This is a genomic window from Bradyrhizobium sp. SZCCHNR1017 (assembly GCF_032381375.1).
Taxonomy (GTDB): domain Bacteria; phylum Pseudomonadota; class Alphaproteobacteria; order Rhizobiales; family Xanthobacteraceae; genus Bradyrhizobium.
On sequence record NZ_JAUHIR010000007.1, the window covers coordinates 109,146 to 126,394 of the forward strand.

Below are 17,249 nucleotides of genomic sequence, written 5' to 3' on the forward strand. Positions count from 1 at the left end.
CAACGCCGAAGAATCGCGAGCACATGGGCACGACGGCACCGCCTTTTCCCAGTCCGAATGTCGCCGAGGCCGAGGACGCGCAGCCGTCTCCGTCCAGCGACCTGCGCGCGCGTCGTGCCGGGCGGCGCCGGCAGATGCTGGCGCTGGTCGCCGGATGCTACCTGATCGACGCCGTCATCCTGCTGATCTACGCAGAGGCGGGAACCGTACCGGTCGCGATCGCGCCAGCCTACGCAGCGACCGGCATTCTGACCGTCGCGCTGTGGACCGCCCTGTCGGAGAGCGGCTTCAACGACCGTTTCCGCGACCACTACCTCGTGGTGCCGCAATCGCTCGCCAGCATGATGATCACGGTCGCGTTCTGCTACATCGCGCCCGAAGTCAGCATCCTCTTCCTGTGCACGCTGTACATCGTCGTCGCCTTTGCCTCGCTGCGGGCGACGCCGCGCCAGAGCGCGATCTGCTGGACGTTCCTCGCGATCGGGCTGGCGGGATTGTTCCTGCTCACCGACAAGCCGCTCGGCATGCCGCACGACAGCGGCCTCGAGCGGCTCGCGACGCTCCTGGTCTTCCTCCTCACCATCGCCGGCTGCATGTTCCTCGGCATCTTCTCCAGCGCGCTGCGCGAGACGCTGTACCAGCGCGGACAGAAGCTCAAGGAAGCCTATCGCCGCATCGAGGAGCTGGCCGAGATCGACGAGCTCACCGGCGCGCTGAACCGGCGCTCGATCATGGATGTGCTGGACGAGGAGATGGCGCAGGCGCGGCAGGGCGGCCAGCCCTGCTCGGTCGTGCTGATCGATCTCGACTGGTTCAAGCGCATCAACGACACGCATGGTCATCCGACCGGCGACGACGTGCTGCGCACCTTCGCCATCACCATCTTCGCCAACATTCGCGGCAGCGACCGCTTCGGCCGCTACGGCGGCGAGGAATTCCTGCTGGTGCTGCCGGGCGCACCGGCCGACGCCGCGGCGCGGCTCGCCGAACGATTGCGCCAGATCATCGCCGGCCTCGACTGGAGTGCGTTTTCGACCGGCCTGCAGGTCACATTCTCGGCCGGCGTGGCCACCCCGCGCGGCGACGAGACCGCCGATTCGCTGCTCGCCCGGGCCGATCGTGCGCTCTACGACTCGAAGGCGCACGGCCGCAATCGCGTCACCAGCGCCTGCGCCGTCCCGGCATGACCCCGAAACCCGCCCCGAACGAAAGCCTGCTCGACGAACTCGAGGACACGCTCGCGCACGGCACCGTCGCCCGGCGGGTCGAGACCCTGCGCAAGGTGACGGACCTGTTCGTCGACGGCGCGACGGACTTCGCCGATGATCAGGTCGCGCTGTTCGACGACGTGTTCGAATGCCTGATCGAGCACATCGAGATCTCGGCCCGCGCGCTGCTCGCGCGGCGGCTGGCGCCGCTGGCGTCGGCGCCGCCGCGGACGCTCTACCGGCTGGCCGATGACGACGCCATCGATGTCGCAGGCCCGGTGCTATCGAAGTCCGAACGGCTCGACGAGGCCGCGCTGATCCGCACAGCCGAGACCAAGAGCCAGGCGCATCTGCTCGCGATCTCGCTCCGGCGCGTGCTCAGCCGCGCCGTCACCGACATCCTGCTCAGGCGCGGCAACGACGAGGTCGTTCACAGCACCGTCAGCAATCCCGGCGCCGACGTCTCGGAGGCCAGCCTCGACACGCTGGCCGATCGCGCCGCGCTGGACGAAAACCTCGCCGCGTGCCTCGCCATGCGGCCCAATCTGCCGCGCCATCTCTATCTGAAGCTGGTCGCCAAGGCGTCGGCCACGGTCCGCGCGCGGCTCGAGGCGGCAAACCCGAAGCTCGCGCAGGAGGTCTCCTCGGCGGTGCGGACGGCAGGGCGGCGGGCGCGATCGAGCGCGGTGGCGCTGACCAGCCAGACCGAGATCGCGCACGCGCTGGTGCGCTCGCTGCATGCCGAGGGCCGGCTCGACGATCGTCTCGTCGTGCAGTTTACCGAGCAGCGCAAGTTCGACGAGGCCAATGCCGCCGTGGCGGCCATGGCCAACGTGCCGGTCGCGGTCGCCGAGAGCATCATGATCGAAAGCCGCGCCGAGGGCGTCATGATCCTCGCCAAGGTCGCAGGCCTGTCATGGCCAACGGTGAAGTCGATCATCCTGATGCGCGATGGGCTCGCCACCACCGCGACGACCGATCTCGACGCCTGCAAGGCCACCTATGAGCGGCTCCGGCGGTCCACCGCGCAGCAGGTGCTGCGCTTCCATCGCGTCCAGGACGCCGCGACGCCGGTGCAGGCGTAGCCGCCCCCGGTCAATAGCGCAGCACCCTCGCGCCGATGAGCGCGCCGAGCCCGGCCACGATCAGCGCGGCCACCGTGTACCAGGTGGCCACGAACAGCGGCGAATCGTCGGTGCAATGCGCGGCATAGAGCGTCGCCGCCATGCCCGCCGAGACCAGCCCGGCGATCGCGCCCGTCATCGCCGGACGCGACGGCGCGCCATGGCGCAGACCGAACAGCGCGGCGGCCAGCAGCGGCAGCGACAGCACGGGAATGGCGCTCATGCACACCATCGAATTGTGGCCGACCAGCCGCGCCATCATCGGCGTGCGCTGCGGCAGCATCATCTCCGCCGCCATGCCGCCGACGAGGACGATGATCGGCGCGATCAGGAGCCAGCTCCAGCCCTGCAGCGAAGCTTCAGGGCGCGACAGATGCAGGCTGATGATCAGCGCCGGGATCGCCAGCGCCGTGGTGACGACGAACTTCAGGTCGAAGAACGGATTGCGCACCGCGAGCCAGATGTCCGGCCGGACGCCGAGGCCGATGAGCAGCATGGCGGTCGAGACCGGCGTTGCCGCCATCAGGGCCAGCGCCAGCACGATGCCGACCGGCTGCGCGCGCTGCGCATTGTCGGCGGCGAGGGTGCGGATGAGCTGATCGGTGTCCATGGTCAGGTATCCCGTAGCTTGGCCGTGAGGCTTGCGAGCGCGCGGTGCAGCGCCACCCGCACCGCGCCCTCGCTCATGGAAAACTTCTCCGCGGTCTGCTTGATCGAGGCAGCCTCGACTGCGATCGACTGCAGCACGTCGCGCTGACGCTGCGGCAGGGTCTTCAGCTGCGCCTCGACCTCGCCGGCCGAGACGGTGGGCGCCGGCGGCTCGTCGGCCAGCGTCTCCGAGAAATCGTCGATGTCGACGAACACCCGCCGGCCGCGCCGGCGCAGCATGTCGATCAGCTTGTTGCGCGCGATCGCGAACAGCCAGGGCGCGAACGGCGCGTGGACGTCCCAGGTGTGCCGCTTGAGATGAACCGCCAACAGAATTTCCTGCACGATGTCCTCGGCCTGGTCGGGGGGCTGACCGGCGCGCGCCAGCCCGCGCCGTGATGCTGCGCGCAACACCGGCGTGATCGCCCTCAGCAGGCGATGATAGGCCTCGTCGTCACCGGCGACGGCCTGGCGCATCCAGCCCGTCCACTCGTCGTCACGCTCGCGCAACTCCGCTCCACCCCCAGCAATTCGCCCGAATCGTCAGCTTGTTACTCTCGCGACATCCTGATCACTAATTCGTGATGCGGGCATTGGCCTCGGAACCATCCGAGTTACGCCACAACGAGAGCACGCCACCGGGCAAGTCTTGGAACCGCTCCATAGCACCGAATCGAAAGGTGCATGATCAGGTTTAATGGGCCGCGCCGCAAAGTGCGGCGCCGCCCAGCTTTTGCCGTGAGCGGCAGGAAGATACCCATTTTCTGCCCCGTTCTCGACATCTGTCGGGGTCTCACTCCGGCCTGGGCTGGCGGGATGGGGAGAGAGCCGACGATGACGATCCAAGCCAGTGGACGTTCAGCATTGATCATTGCCGCCGCGTTCGTTCTGGGCCTCGTTGGCACTGGATTCGCCCGCGCGGCCGAACAGCAGAGCTACAGTCCGTTCTTGCCGGTGGGGTCCGAGAGCGCTCCGGCGGCGAAGCAGGACGGATTCCCGGCGCCGATGCCGGTTGAAGCCCAGGCTCAGGCCGCACCTGCGGCGGAATCGGCCGATGCCGCGCCGAGCGATGCGCCGGCGGCCTCGGAGGTCACCGTGAACATGGTCACGGTCAGCAATGACGACAGCTCCGGCTGGGACAAGGCCTCGATCATCGGCAAGATCTTCATCGCCTGCGGCACCCTGCTCACCCTGGGCTCGGCGGCACGGATGTTCATGATCTGAGGCGCCGCGCGGCGCCGCACCTACTTGATGCGCATCGATCCAGCGGGCACATTGCCCGCTGTTTTGATTTGCGGGGTGGGATCATGAGCGTTTACGAGCACATCATCGTCGAAGGCAAAGGCGCGGTCGGAATCATCACCCTGAACCGGCCGAAGATGCTCAACGCGCTGTCGTTCGGCGTCTTCCGCGAGATCGCCGCCGCCGTGGATGATCTCGAGGCCGACGACGCCATCGGCTGCATCGTGATCACCGGCAGCGAGAAGGCGTTCGCCGCGGGCGCCGACATCAAGGAGATGCAGCCCAAGAGCTTCATCGACATGTTCTCGAGCGACTTCACCGCGATCGGCGGCGACCGCGTCGCGCGCTGCCGCAAGCCGACGATTGCGGCGGTCGCCGGCTACGCGCTCGGCGGCGGCTGCGAGCTCGCGATGATGTGCGACTTCATCATCGCTGCCGACACCGCGAAATTCGGCCAGCCCGAGATCACGCTCGGCACCATCCCGGGCATCGGCGGCACCCAGCGCCTAACGCGCGCGATCGGCAAGGCCAAGGCGATGGACCTCTGCCTCACCGGCCGCATGATGGATGCGGCCGAGGCCGAACGCTCCGGCCTCGTCAGCCGCATCGTGCCGGCCGACAGGCTGATGGATGAGGTGATGGCTGCGGCCGAGAAGATCGCATCGATGTCGCGCCCGGCAGCGGCGATGGCCAAGGAGGCCGTCAACCGCGCCTTCGAGACCCCGCTGTCCGAAGGCATGAATGTCGAGCGCAACCTGTTCCACGCCACCTTCGCGCTGGAAGACCGCGCCGAGGGCATGGCTGCGTTCATCGAGAAGCGCAAGCCGGTGAACAAGAACCGGTGAGATTGCTGCGGGTCACTCGCAGCTGAACGAATCGATCTGCCTCTCATGTCGACGGGTGCACCTCACCCGCTTACCAAGCGCGTATCCGCGCGCCGGGCCGCAGCACTGCGACAAACGGCCTGTGGCGAGCACGCCACAACAAACCATGGAAAAGCCCGCCGGATTCCACATCGGCGGTTTGTGTGTGGCCGCCATCCGCCCTAAACAGGTAAACAACTGGTTAAGACAGTGAGACGCGGCGGAGTCGGATGGTGGGTCGAGCCAAAGAATTTGGCGTCGGCAAGATGCGTGTGCGAAGGATCGGCCTCGGCCTGACCCTCGCGGGCAGCCTTGTCGTCGTGTGCTCGCCCGCGCGCGCCGAGGATCTCGCCGCCGCGCTCGCGAAAGCCTATCAGACCAATCCGGCGCTGAATGCGGAGCGCGCGCGCCAGCGCGCCACCGACGAGAACGTGCCGCAGGCGCTGGCTGGCTATCGTCCGCAACTGATCGCGAGCCTCGGCGCCGGCCTGCAGGCGGTGCGCAATCTGCTGCCCAACAACACGATCCAGACCGCGACATTGAAGCCCTGGACCATCGGCGTCACCGTTACGCAGACGCTGTTCAACGGCTTCCGGACCGCCAACAGCGTCCGCATGGCCGAGCTGCAGGTGCAGTCGGGCCGCGAGGCGCTGCGCAATGTCGGCCAGGGCGTGCTGCTCGACGCCGTCACCGCCTACACCAATGTGCTCGCCAACCAGTCGCTGGTCGAGGCACAGCGCTCCAACGTCGCCTTCCTGCGCGAGACGCTCTCGGTCACGCAGCGCCGTCTCAATGCCGGCGACGTCACGCCGACCGACGCCTCGCAGGCCGAGGCGCGGCTGTCGCGCGGGCTGTCCGATCTCAACGCCGCCGAGGTCAACCTCGCCATCAGCCAGGCGACCTATGCCCAGGTCATCGGCATGGCGCCGGGCCAGCTGCGCGCGGCCGACCCGATCGATCGCCTGCTGCCGCGCAGCCGCGAGGACGCGATTGCGCTCGGCAACAAGGAAAATCCGGCCGTGGCTGCGGCGAGCTTCGACGTCGACGTGGCCTCGACCTCGATCAAGGTCGCCGAGGGCGCGCTGCTGCCGAGCGTGACCCTGCAGGGCGGTGTCAGCCGCAGCCGCGATTCGGATCAGACGCTGGGTACCTTCGGCACCGACCAGGCATCGATCGTCGGCAGCATCACCGCGCCGATCTATGACGGCGGCACGGCGGCGTCGCAGACCCGCCAGAGCAAGGAGCTCGCGGCGCAGAGCCGCCTCGTGCTCGACCAGGTCCGCAACCAGGCGCGAACTGCGGTGGTCAGCGCCTGGGTTGCCAACGAGGGTGCCAAGGTCGCCGTCAGCGCCTCCGAGGCCGAGGTGAAGGCCGCCACCATCGCGCTGCAAGGCGTCTCGCGCGAGGCCCAGGGCGGCCAGCGCACCACGGTCGACGTGCTCAACTCGCAGGCCGATCTGATCCAGGCCAAGGCACGGCTGATCGGCGCGCAGCGCGACCGCGTCATCGCCTCCTATACGCTGCTCAGCGCGATCGGCCGGCTCGACGTCAAGAACCTCAATCTGAATACGCCGGACTATCTGCCCGAGGTGCACTACCACCAGGTGCGCGACGCCTGGCACGGCCTGCGCACGCCCTCCGGACAGTAGTGCGAGCGGTCATCGCTCAAGGCCGACGACCTTGCTTTGCCGATATTGCCGGATAGTCTGACGCACGACCGACTCCGGGGCTGTCATGACGGCATTGCGTTACCTGTTGCTTGTTCTCGTTCTCATCAGTTCAGGCAGCACCGCCGCGCTGGCGGACAAGCGCGTCGCGCTGATCATCGGCAACTCCGCCTACAAGACTGTCGCCAGGCTATCGAACCCGGCCAACGATGCGAAGCTCGTCGGCGACATGTTCCGCAACGCCGGCTTCGAGCGCGTCGACGTCAGGCTCGATCTCGGCGTGCAGGAGATGCGCCGGGCCTTGCGCGAGTTCGGGGCGCGGGCGCGCGAGGCCGAGGTCGCGGTGATCTACTACGCCGGCCACGGCATCGAGCTCGACGGCACCAACTATCTGATCCCGACCGATGCCGCGCTGGAGGCGGACAGCGACGTTCTCGACGAGGCGATCGCGCTGGAGCGCGTGCTGTTCGCGATCGAGCCGGCCAAGCAGTTGCGCCTCGTCGTGCTCGACGCCTGCCGCGACAATCCGTTCGCCAAGACGATGAAGCGCAGCGTCGCCTCGCGCAGCATCGGACGCGGCCTCGCCAAGGTCGAGCCGTCGAGCCCGAACACGATGATCGCATTCTCGGCCAAGGCCGGGTCGACCGCCGCCGACGGCGACGCCAGCAACAGCCCGTTCGCAACGGCGCTGGTGGCGCATCTGCCAAAGCCCGGCCTCGATCTGCGCCGCGCGTTCGGCTTCGTCCGCGACGACGTACTGAAGGCGACCGGCTATCGCCAGGAGCCCTATGTCTACGGATCGCTCGGCGGCAACGACGTGGCGCTTGTGCCGGTCGTGCAAGCTCCGAGCGCGGCGGCCGATCCCGACGCAGCGATGCGGCGCGACTACGAGCTCGCCGAGCGCATCGGCAGCGAGGCGGCGTTCGATGCCTTCATCGAGAAATATCCAAGCGGATTCTACGCCGCGCTCGCCAGGGCGCAGCGCGCCAAGCTCGCGCCGGCGGCAGCCGACGTCGCCGCGCCCGCCGCGACCGACGTCACGCGCAGCCCGCCCGAAGCGTCAGGGCAACGTGCGGACAAGCCGCCCGCGGCGTCGGAGCCTGCCAAGCCCGCGATCGTCGCGGCGTTGCCGCCGCCCGCGGACAAGGTCGCGCCGCCGAACCTGGCACGCGAGCTTGCCGGCGAGCTGCGGCGCGTCGGCTGCAGCACCGCCGACAGCGACGGCACCTGGGACATCAACGCGCGCCGGGCGCTGGAGCGCTTCAACAAGCAGGCCGGCACCCGGTTCGATACCAAGCTCGCCAGCCTCGACGCGCTCGACGCCGTCAAGGCGAAGACAGCCCGTGTCTGCCCGCTGCTCTGCCCCAAAGGCCAGCGCGCCGACGGCGAGAGCTGCGTCGCCATCGCCTGCCCCGCCGGTCAGGCGCGCGACGGGGATGGCGATTGCGTGAGGCGCAAGGACGAGCCGATCGCGAAGAAGCCGGACGAGGCGCTCAGGCACGACGAGCCGGCGCGCAAGAAGGAGCCGGCGGTGGCGGCGCGCTCCGAGCCGGAGCCGAAGCGCGTCAGCGGCGGCGGCCGCTGCACCAGCATCAGCCAGCGCTGCGCGATCGAGATCGGCGGCCGCTGCAATCCCGCCACCGGCCATTGGGAATACGGCCGCAACGGCGCCGGCGGCAACACGATGTCGTTCAACAACTGCATCGGCCGGATGATGGCCGGGCGGCGCTGAGCGGACGGCCGCGTCCGGAGACGAGACAACCGGGGCGATCTGGAACAGGCGCGCGAACTCGCCCACAATGGGCGGCAACCGGAGGCGCGCATGCTGTTCATGGTGATCGAACGTTTCAAGGACCGCGATCCGATTCCGGTCTACCGCCGCGTGCGCGATCCCGGCATCACGTTTCCCGATGGCCTCAAATATCTCGGCAGCTGGATCGAGCCGAACTTCGACCGCTGCTTCCAGCTGATGGAATGCGACGACGCACGCCTGCTGCAGCAATGGATCCTGTCCAACGCCCGCGACACCGGCATGACGTTCGAGATCGTCCCGGTCGTGACCAGCGCGGAGACGCGCGAGGTGGTGGCGCCCTTTTTGGATGAGAATCCACTCGCGGGCGGACGATGCTCGACATCCTGACGCAGGTGCTCGCCGCATGCATCGTCTCCTACGCGATCGCTGTTCTAATGCCGTCGTGGCGGGCGTTGCTCGTGGCGACGCTGATCGTCGTGCTGCTGACTGTGTTCGACGGGATACGGCATTGGTGGTCGCCAGCGTCGGATCGTTGTCACAGCACCTGTACACTCAACGATCTGCTCGCCATTCCGCTGCTGCCGATTGCGAGAGCAGGCTTCCTGACCGGAGCAGCCATCCGCGCACTGACCTTCCTTCCGCATGCCCAAAGACTGTCGTCGCGGGCGATCATCATGATCTTGGTTGCCGGAGGGCCCATCGCCATCGCAATCGTCTTGTTCGCGCCGGATGTTGTTTTCTGGCACCCGCCCCGGCTGGGCTAGGCTCAGTCGATCGACACGGCCCTGCCCGAATTCGCTACCCCTCGAACGAAAACAGCTCGATCGGGTCGCTGAAGCCGCGTACCGGAAATTCGCCGACGCGCTCCAGCGCGAACGGGCCCTCGACGAGCTCGGCAAACGCACGCGACATCAGCACGGGACGGCCGACCTGCTTGGTCAGCGCCTCCATGCGCGAGGCCATGTTGACCGCGGGTCCGATCACCGTGAAATCCAGACGTGTCTGCGAGCCGATGTTGCCGTACATCACGTCACCGACATGGATGCCGATGCCGTAGCGGAGCGGCGCGCGGCCGGTCTCGGCGTGGCGCGCGTTCAGCTCCGCCATCGCCTTGCGGGCGCCGGTTACGGCATGCAGCAGGTTGGCGCAGGCTGCGGGCTCGGTGAGTGGAAAGATCGCGAGCAGGCCGTCGCCGATGAATTTCAGGATCTCGCCGCCGTGCTGCGTGATCGGTTCCACCATCGCGTCGAAATAGCCATTGAGCAGATCGATGACGTCATCGCGCGGCCAGTTGTCGGAGATCCTGGTGAAGTCTCTGAGGTCGCAGATCATGATCGCAGCGCGCACCGTCGTGCCGCTGCCGCGCCGCGTCGCTCCCGCCAGGACCATCTCGGCCGCATGCGGCCCGACATAGGTCTCCAGCAACGTCCGCGCCAGGCGGTTCTTGATGCGGATCTCGCTGACCAGCGCCAGCACCGGCAGCAGCCGCTGCAGCGCGTCGATGTCGGCCTGGTCGAAGCCACCGTGGCGATCGGTCGCGAACGTCACGAAATGCCGCTTGCCGAGCGTGTGATACATCGGCCAGGCGACGTAGTCGGTCAGCCCCTGCGCCCGCATCTCGTCATAGATCGCATGCTGACGGCCGAGCCTGGGATCGCGCGCCAGATCTTCGCGAATCTCCTCGGCACCGCCGTAGATTTCGGCGCCGGGGCTGCCGATGAATTCGGACCGCTCGCGGACGTCGTAGTCGATGCGGGCGATCTCGGCCCCTTGCATGCCGTCGCTCCACAGCATCCGGGCGCCGAGCCATTGCGGATGGTTGATCTGAACGTGCAGCGAGGCGCGCTTGAGCGGAATGCCGGCGCGCTGCAGCCGGATGCACATCTGCGCGAAGATGTTGTCGATGAAGCGCTCGTCGCGGGTGCCGTTGGTGAGCCAGTCCACGACCTCGTCGCCCAGGCGCTGGCCAGGGGCGAGATGGACGTCTGTTGCGGTCATGGCGATCTCCTGGCGGCTCGGCGTCGCGGTCCAGGAGATGTCGTGCCGCAATGCGAAAGAGTCAATCGACGTCATCGCATCGCGGCCCACCCGGATGGGCAGGATGCGCCGGCTCCTCATCGGTTCGGTGAGCCGGGGACGCCTCACGCGGTGGGGCGGATGCTGCACACCCGCCCCATCGGCTCACATCACAGGATCAGAAGTGCACCACCGTCCGCAGGCCGAGAACCACCGCATTGCCGGTTTTGACACCGGCGCCATTGAAGCCCCGCCCGCCCGGATTGATGACATACTGGGCGTCGAACTTCAGGTTCATCCAGCCGGTCGCCTGCCAGCCATACCAGGCCTCGATCGGCACCTCGTTGCCGCCCGCATTCGGCGTCAGCGCCGCCGAGTTGACATGCGTGGTGCCGACCGCGAAGCCGACCTCGTCGTCGGGACGGAACGAGAAGGTGCCGGTGTGCTTGACGCCCCAGGAGATCTGGTAGTCCTGATACGCGGTGCGGTGATCGGCGACGCTGGTGTTGAGGAAGGTGTACCAGCCCTGCGCCTTGGGACCCTCGACCGTCAACCGCTGCAGGATCGATTCGTAGAAGCCGTAGCGGCCGCGCTGGCTGCTGAGGTTCTGATCGCCGACGCCGGGGCCGCCGGCATACACGCCGGTGATGCCGGGCAGACCGCCGTCGATGGTCGAGGCGCTGTCATACCAGCCGCCGACGCGCCAGGTGCCGTTGAGCGGACCGCTCGGCTCATACACCACCTCGACCGGCACCAAGACGCCTGCGGCCGGATTCGAGCGCGGAATGCCCGGCGCGAGATAGACGCCCGCGTCCGACGTCGTCAGATAGTTCGGATTGGCGTCGTAGACGCCGACCGACAGCTTCCATTCCTTGGTGAAGTTGTAGTGCACGACGCCGGCCCACTGGCTCACCGGCCAGTTGTAGATGTAGCCGCCCTGGATGTTGCCCGGCTGGCCGCCGCAGAAGGTCAGGTTGATGAACTCGCACTGGCCGAAGAAGAAGTCGGAGCCGACCGGGAGCCGGCCGCCCTTGAGCACGAGGCGGTCGTCGAACAGCTTCTGCTGATAGTAGAACTCGGTGAGGCGCAGGATGTTGCCGCGGCCGAACACCTCGTTGGTCAGTTGCAGCGCCGGAATGCCGGCCTCGCTGTTGAGATTCTTGCCGAAGCGATCGACCAGCGTCACGCCGATCATGCCGCCCTGGATGCCGGCGAGCTTGGCCATGTCGAACTTGGCCTCGAACCACAATTGCCCGGCATTGGCCGCGGTGTTGCGCGAGCCACCCGACAGATTGGTGACGGCTTCGTCGCCGAGCGTGAGCGCGAGCGAGATGCCCTGCTCCTTCAGCCTGGTCCGGCCGAGATCGCCGAACAGATACGGCCGCGTCCAGAAATCATCGACACCCGCATAGGGAATCGGCGGCGCCTTCGTCGGCAGATCGGCCGCGACCGCACCACCGCCACCCAACAAACAAGACAAAGCAACCCCTACGCCGCACATGCGCGCGGTCGTCGCGAACCCACTCATTTTTCCTGCTCCTCGCAGCGTCCCCAGGCTCTGGATGTTGTTCTGTCGCGCCCGGCCCAGAGCCTCCGTCCCGGCACGCGCTTCCCCACGGCTCAATCCCCGGCCGCCGCCCATTCGAGGGGCGATTTCGTCAACCTGAGATTGGATGGCAATCCTAGCAAGCGCCGAGGCGCCTTTGAATAGTCATATTATATTTGGGAGTCGGTATAACCGTAACTGTGACATGAGTGTCACATGCCGCACTGCGGAATAAGGCTTACGTCAATTCCACCCGGCGACTCCTGAAGAGCCAATTCCAAGAGCGATCAGATCTGCGCGCGGGCACGCGCGATCCATCCGCGAGCAGGACATCAATCCGGCCGCCGAAATAGCGTTCGGAGTTCATCTCAGCTCCAGGCTCCATCACCTGCGCCGCGGCACGCGTCGCATGCATCACGCCCGCACCGCGCTTCGGAAGGCCGCCACGAGGGCATCGAGCGCCGCGCGCGCTCGGCCGTCCCTGACCCGCGTGTGCAGCACGACCGGCAGCCGGGGCAGCTCCGGCAATCCGAGCCTTGCGCCGACATCGACCGCGCCCGATGGCAGCATGCGCGGCGCGAGTGCGGCAACGCCGAGCCCGGCCGTGACGGCCGCGACAACCGCTGCAACGCCGCCGCCGACGAAGATTTCGGCCCAGGACACGCCGGCCGCATCGAGATGCTGCGCAGCCATCGCGCGCACGCCGCACGGCTCGGCCATGGTCGCGACCGGCAACGGCTCGCCCGCGCGCGGCTCCCAATCCGGGCCAGCGAACCAGCCGAACTTCTCCTCGGCCACGAGGTCGCCATCGCTGCGTCCGGCATGCAGGCGGACGATCACCGCCTCGAGCTCGCGCCGGTCGTAGCTCTGCAGCAGGTCGGCCGACGATCCAATGCGGATCTCGACCACGAGATGCGGATCATGGTCGTTCATGCGCGCGATCAGCGCCGGCAGCTCTGGCCCGGCGACATGGTCGCTGATGCCGATGATCAGACGCTGCCGCACACCGGCGAACACCGCGAGCGCGCGGTCGTGCGCTGCCAGCAGCTGACGGGCAGGATCGAGGAAGACCCTGCCTCGCTCCGAGAGCTGCACATGACGCGGCGTGCGCTCGATCAGCCGGCACCCCAGCCGGTTCTCGAGCCGCCGCAGCTTCAGGCTGATCGCGGCCTGGGTCGTCTGCATCGCCTCGGCGGCGCGGGTGAAGCTGCCGAGCTCGGCGATGCGGACGAAGGCCTGGACCTCGTCCAGGTCGAGCGGATGTTCGGTCATTTCCAGCCATTATGACTGATATCTCGATCCCCAGCATACCCGAACCGCACCGCCGCATCTAACCTCTCAGCCGACATCACGGATGAAAGGACTAGGGATGCCGCTGCTTCACATCTCGCTGCGCGCGGGCAAGCCGGAGGCCTACCGGCAGGCGATCTTCGACAGCCTCTACCGGGCGATGCGCGAGGCGCTCGACGTGCCTGAGGACGATCAGTTCATGACCATCACCGAGCACGATCCCGCAAACTTCCGCTATGGCAACGCCTTCGGCATCAACCGCAGCGACGATCTCGTCTACATCCAGATCACCGTCTTCAACACCCGCACGCGAGAGCAGAAGAAGGCGCTGTTCCGACGCATCGCCGACCTGCTCGGGGACAGCCCCGGCATCCGGCCGGACGACCTGTTCGTGACCATCCTCGATGCCGCCAAGGAGAACTGGTCGGTCGGCCACGGCCTCGCGCAATTTGCGTGAGGCGATCGGTGGCGGGCGGCTCGCCTGGAAGCACGATGTCTGCGCGCGTCATTGCGAGCGCAGCGACGCAATCCAGAATCCCTCGGAGAGACAGTTTGGATTGCTTCGCTGCGCTCGCAATGACAAGGAGAGAGCGCGTCGTACGTCCTAGCGAGGCTGCGCATCTTGAACGAGGGCATTCCACTCATCGCGAACGGCGTCCCGAAGCAGACCAGGAGGGATCGCGCCCACGTTCTCTGGCGCAAGATGACTGGGCGATGGGCCGCATGTCTCGATGAAGAAGTTGACGGCGTCGCCTCCTGTCTTAACCCCAGCGGCTTTGGCTGTTGGTGCATACGTGCGGACGCAGGCTTTGAGGTTAGAGACCACTCGACGCAGTCTGTCGTTCTCAGCCCGTGCTGATACTAACAGCGCCGCGGCAACAAGCAGCAATGCAATTGCCGTTCTCAAGGCATCGATCCCCATGACATCCAGCCCATCAGAATTGCATCGGCAGTTGTGCGGTTTAAGTGTGTAAGCACCAGTTACGCGTCAGCCGAGGGTCAGCCGGCTTCGGGTCAAAAACTGCCTTGTGGCGTCACTGCCAGCTTATTTCCAGTTGCACCCTGATAGCGTAAACCTCCGCCGCGGACCGAAAGGCCCGAGACGGGCCAGAAGCGCCCTTGGTCTCCGGGTGAAGTCGAGGCATGATCCGGCCGTGAGGAACGCGTCGGACTTGCACTTGTCCTTGTGGAAACAGGCGCTCGGCGCCGTGCCGGATCATGTCTGGGATCGGACGAACCTGCAATCGCTCGTGCTGGCCGACAATCGCCTGGTGGAGCTCTCGGACAGGGTCGGCGAGCTGCGCGCCCTGAGAACGCTGGACCTGGGCCATAACCTGTTGCGGCAGATTCCGGCTGCGCTAGGCGAACTCGTCGGCCTGAGCGACTTCCTGTACTTGCACGACAACGCGCTGAAAGAGATTCCGCCGTCGTTGGGGCGACTTACCCGGCTGCGCTACCTCAACATCAGTGCAAACGAATTCGAGAGGCTGCCCGACGCGGTTACCGAGATGTCGGGACTTCTCGAACTTCGCGTGACCGACAATCGCCTGACGACTCTGCCGACGACCATTTCCAAGCTGACGCGGCTGCGTGAGCTGCATCTCAGGAACAACAGCTTGACCCATTTGCCGGAAGAGATCGGTTCAATGGTGGAGCTGCGGCAGATCGACTTGAGAGGGAACCCTGTCGCCGCATTGCCGGAAGCGCTGCTCAAGCTTCCACGCCTCGAAAAGCTCGATCTGCGCTGGGTGACGACGATTTCCCACCCGGACTGGTTCGCTGAGCTCAAGGAACGAGGTTGCGCGATTTACCTGTAACGCTTGCGTTTGCAACGTGCACTCTGGTCTCAAGCTGCCGTCTCGAACGCCTGAGCGCCATGGCCGTTGTACCGCAGACAGCCGCCGGCTTGCTGCGCCGCGCAGGTCAGAGCGATGGGGTCGAATTCGGTCGTGACCTCCTGTTCGTTGATTTGCCCGACGAGCAGCGTCCCGGCCTTTCATGCAACGAAATCGGTCTCCTCCGCCCCCCGATCGGCGCTCGCCGGAACGGCGCGTTTCGTCAGCGACTTCAATATCATCGCTCATTTCAAGAGCTTCGCGCAAAAATAAACTACTTCCGAAAATCAGCAGATCATGTCTATTCTCCCTTCGTTCCGGTCCGGATGAGGGGCGTACGCGTCGTCACGAAACGTTGGGCCGGCAATGCGGTGGACGTGAGGGCATCAGCGCGCTTCATGCGCGGACGAACGATGCGCTCGCGGACGTGAAGTCGCGTGGTCCTGACACCCCGAAGCTGGTGTCCCCGCGGCGGCGAGCGAGACGCGCGTCGTCGCGCACGGTGGCCAACAAGCCCGGTGCACCGAGGAGATCGCGTATAAGCGTTAAAACCGCCGCGCAGGGAATGCCGGATGAACCGGCTTTGCCTGTGGTACCTGCCGCCTGCATTTTTTCAGCAGGCGGGCCATGGGTGAGGCCCTCATCCGGCATTCCCTGCGCCCTCATCACTATCGAGGGCGGACGTCTTCCGCATCTCCTGGGTGCAATCGCGCCGCGGGATGGTGCGCGCGCGCCCGGCTGTTTGACTCGTTGGAAGATGGAATGAGACGCGCGCCTGCTCTGCGCCTGCCTTCGCCAACGACGTACGGAATCCGCGCGCCGCCCCTACCCGTCCGTCTGGTCGTCGTGCTCGGCCTGCGACAGCTCGGCGAGGGCGAGGTCGCCGGAATCGGCCATGCGCGCCTTGGCGATGGTCCGGACATGCGCGGCCAGCGCCGGCATGCGCGCGATGAGCGCGTGGAAATCCTGCGCGTCGAGCACCAGCAGCCGGGTCTTGCGCGTCGCCGTCACGGTGCCCGAGCGCTTGGTCCGGTGCAGCAGCGCGATCTCGCCGAAGAACGTGCCGTCGGCGAGCTTGACGCATTGCGTCGGCAGCTCGATCTCGACCTCGCCGGCAGTGATGAAATACATCGAGGAGGCGGCATCGCCGCGCCGCACCAGCACCTCGCCGGATTCGATCGTGCGTGCACGCAGCAGCCGCATGATGTCGGCGATTTCGGACGCCGAAAGATGCGAGAACAGCGGCACCCGCGCCAGCATGCCCCAGGTGACGACGAAGTCGCGCCGCTTGATCTCCTCGGCGAACGCGGTGGAGATGATCGCGACCGGCAGCGCGATCATGGCGAAGCCCCAGATGATCGCGAACACCGTGATGATGCGGCCGAGCGGCGTCACCGGCACGACGTCGCCATAGCCGACCGTGCCGAGCGTCACGATTGCCCACCACATCGCATGCGGGATGGTGCCGAACTTGTCGGGCTGGACGTCGCGCTCGACCGCATAGAGCAGCGAGGCGAACAGCAGCACCGCGCCGGCCAGGATGACGAGGCAGCCGATCAGGATGCGCCGCTCGGCCTGCACCGCCGACAGCAGCGAGCGCAGCGCCGGCGAATAGCGCACCAGCTTGAGGAACGGCAGCACGATGCACACCGCTTCCAAGCTGCGGTCGCCGAGCACGAGCGCGATCGCGGCCGGCACGAAGGACAGGAGGTCGATGACGCCGAGCGCTGACAAGGCGTAGGCGAGCCGCTCCCGGTGCGGCGACTGGCGCCGCGGCATGTGCCCCGCCACGCTCCAGATCCGAGCGACATACTCCACGGCAAACACGATCAGCGAACAGACCTTGATCGCTCGCAGCAATCCGCCAATGGCGGCCGCGATGTCCGGGTCGGAGGCCAGCACCACCGCCAGCACATCGAGCGTGATGACGAGCACGATGAACTGGACGACGCGCGAGCCGTGCGTGCTCGGCAGATGGTCGTGCTCGAGCAGCTCGTACAGCCGGTCGCGCAGATCGGGATCGCGAACGCTCTCGCCCGGCCCGAGCGTCGGCACGA

Annotated in this window: 16 protein-coding genes; 10 read left to right on the forward strand and 6 right to left on the reverse strand. The window is 66.8% G+C overall.

The genetic code is table 11. The features are described 5' to 3' along the window. Positions 1-23 precede the first annotated feature (23 nt). Together QW863_RS18625 and QW863_RS18630 are read left to right on the forward strand one after the other, a co-directional pair. Positions 24-1,187 (forward strand): GGDEF domain-containing protein, encoded by a 1,164-nt coding sequence (locus QW863_RS18625; protein WP_315768152.1) that lies wholly within the window; start codon positions 24-26, stop codon positions 1,185-1,187. Further along, entirely contained in the window at positions 1,184-2,293 is a 1,110-nt protein-coding gene (locus QW863_RS18630) for a DUF2336 domain-containing protein (protein ID WP_315753095.1), read from the forward strand. The genes QW863_RS18625 and QW863_RS18630 overlap by 4 nt, the downstream gene beginning before the upstream one ends. A gap of 10 nt (positions 2,294-2,303) precedes the next feature. Here QW863_RS18630 and QW863_RS18635 read toward each other — a convergent pair whose 3' ends face one another. Next, the gene (locus QW863_RS18635) at positions 2,304-2,942 is read right to left on the reverse strand and encodes a DUF1109 domain-containing protein (protein ID WP_315753096.1); all 639 of its coding nucleotides are present in this window, start codon (positions 2,940-2,942) and stop codon (positions 2,304-2,306) included. Between the two features lie 2 nt (positions 2,943-2,944). Then, positions 2,945-3,490: a sigma-70 family RNA polymerase sigma factor gene (locus QW863_RS18640; RefSeq protein ID WP_315753097.1), complete on the reverse strand. Its 546-nt coding sequence runs from the start codon at positions 3,488-3,490 to the stop codon at positions 2,945-2,947. Between the two features lie 324 nt (positions 3,491-3,814). On the opposite strand from QW863_RS18640, the gene QW863_RS18645 reads away from it, so the two are divergent. From QW863_RS18645 to QW863_RS18670, 6 genes are all read left to right on the forward strand, one after another. Next, entirely contained in the window at positions 3,815-4,204 is a 390-nt protein-coding gene (locus tag QW863_RS18645; protein WP_315768154.1) for a hypothetical protein, read from the forward strand. A gap of 83 nt (positions 4,205-4,287) precedes the next feature. Beyond that, positions 4,288-5,067, forward strand: coding sequence for an enoyl-CoA hydratase (locus tag QW863_RS18650; protein ID WP_315716080.1), 780 nt, complete (start codon positions 4,288-4,290; stop codon positions 5,065-5,067). A 248-nt stretch (positions 5,068-5,315) separates the two neighbouring features. Continuing rightward, positions 5,316-6,734: a TolC family outer membrane protein gene (locus QW863_RS18655; RefSeq protein ID WP_315753100.1), complete on the forward strand. Its 1,419-nt coding sequence runs from the start codon at positions 5,316-5,318 to the stop codon at positions 6,732-6,734. Between the two features lie 85 nt (positions 6,735-6,819). Continuing rightward, positions 6,820-8,484, forward strand: coding sequence for a caspase family protein (locus QW863_RS18660; protein WP_315768156.1), 1,665 nt, complete (start codon positions 6,820-6,822; stop codon positions 8,482-8,484). Positions 8,485-8,574: 90 nt separating this feature from the next. After that, positions 8,575-8,892 (forward strand): DUF3303 domain-containing protein, encoded by a 318-nt coding sequence (locus tag QW863_RS18665; protein WP_315768158.1) that lies wholly within the window; start codon positions 8,575-8,577, stop codon positions 8,890-8,892. Then, entirely contained in the window at positions 8,877-9,269 is a 393-nt protein-coding gene (locus QW863_RS18670) for a hypothetical protein (protein WP_315768160.1), read from the forward strand. Before QW863_RS18665 ends, QW863_RS18670 begins: the two co-directional genes overlap by 16 nt. A gap of 34 nt (positions 9,270-9,303) precedes the next feature. On the opposite strand, the gene QW863_RS18675 is transcribed toward QW863_RS18670, so the two are convergent. The 3 genes from QW863_RS18675 to QW863_RS18685 form a co-directional block, all read right to left on the reverse strand. Beyond that, entirely contained in the window at positions 9,304-10,503 is a 1,200-nt protein-coding gene (locus QW863_RS18675; RefSeq protein WP_315716075.1) for an adenylate/guanylate cyclase domain-containing protein, read from the reverse strand. A gap of 196 nt (positions 10,504-10,699) precedes the next feature. Then, the gene (locus tag QW863_RS18680; RefSeq protein ID WP_315768162.1) at positions 10,700-12,049 is read right to left on the reverse strand and encodes a carbohydrate porin; all 1,350 of its coding nucleotides are present in this window, start codon (positions 12,047-12,049) and stop codon (positions 10,700-10,702) included. 432 nt (positions 12,050-12,481) lie between these two features. Continuing rightward, positions 12,482-13,339 carry a LysR family transcriptional regulator gene (locus QW863_RS18685; RefSeq protein WP_315716073.1) on the reverse strand — a complete coding sequence of 286 codons (858 nt, stop codon included), beginning with the start codon at positions 13,337-13,339 and terminating at the stop codon, positions 12,482-12,484. Between the two features lie 97 nt (positions 13,340-13,436). Between QW863_RS18685 and QW863_RS18690 the strand changes: the two genes are divergently transcribed. Together QW863_RS18690 and QW863_RS18695 are read left to right on the forward strand one after the other, a co-directional pair. Further along, positions 13,437-13,814: a tautomerase family protein gene (locus tag QW863_RS18690; RefSeq protein ID WP_315768164.1), complete on the forward strand. Its 378-nt coding sequence runs from the start codon at positions 13,437-13,439 to the stop codon at positions 13,812-13,814. A gap of 721 nt (positions 13,815-14,535) precedes the next feature. Then, positions 14,536-15,174, forward strand: coding sequence for a leucine-rich repeat domain-containing protein (locus tag QW863_RS18695; protein ID WP_315768166.1), 639 nt, complete (start codon positions 14,536-14,538; stop codon positions 15,172-15,174). A gap of 843 nt (positions 15,175-16,017) precedes the next feature. Here QW863_RS18695 and QW863_RS18700 read toward each other — a convergent pair. Next, entirely contained in the window at positions 16,018-17,247 is a 1,230-nt protein-coding gene (locus tag QW863_RS18700; protein ID WP_315716069.1) for a cyclic nucleotide-gated ion channel, read from the reverse strand. Between the last annotated feature and the right edge of the window lie 2 nt (positions 17,248-17,249).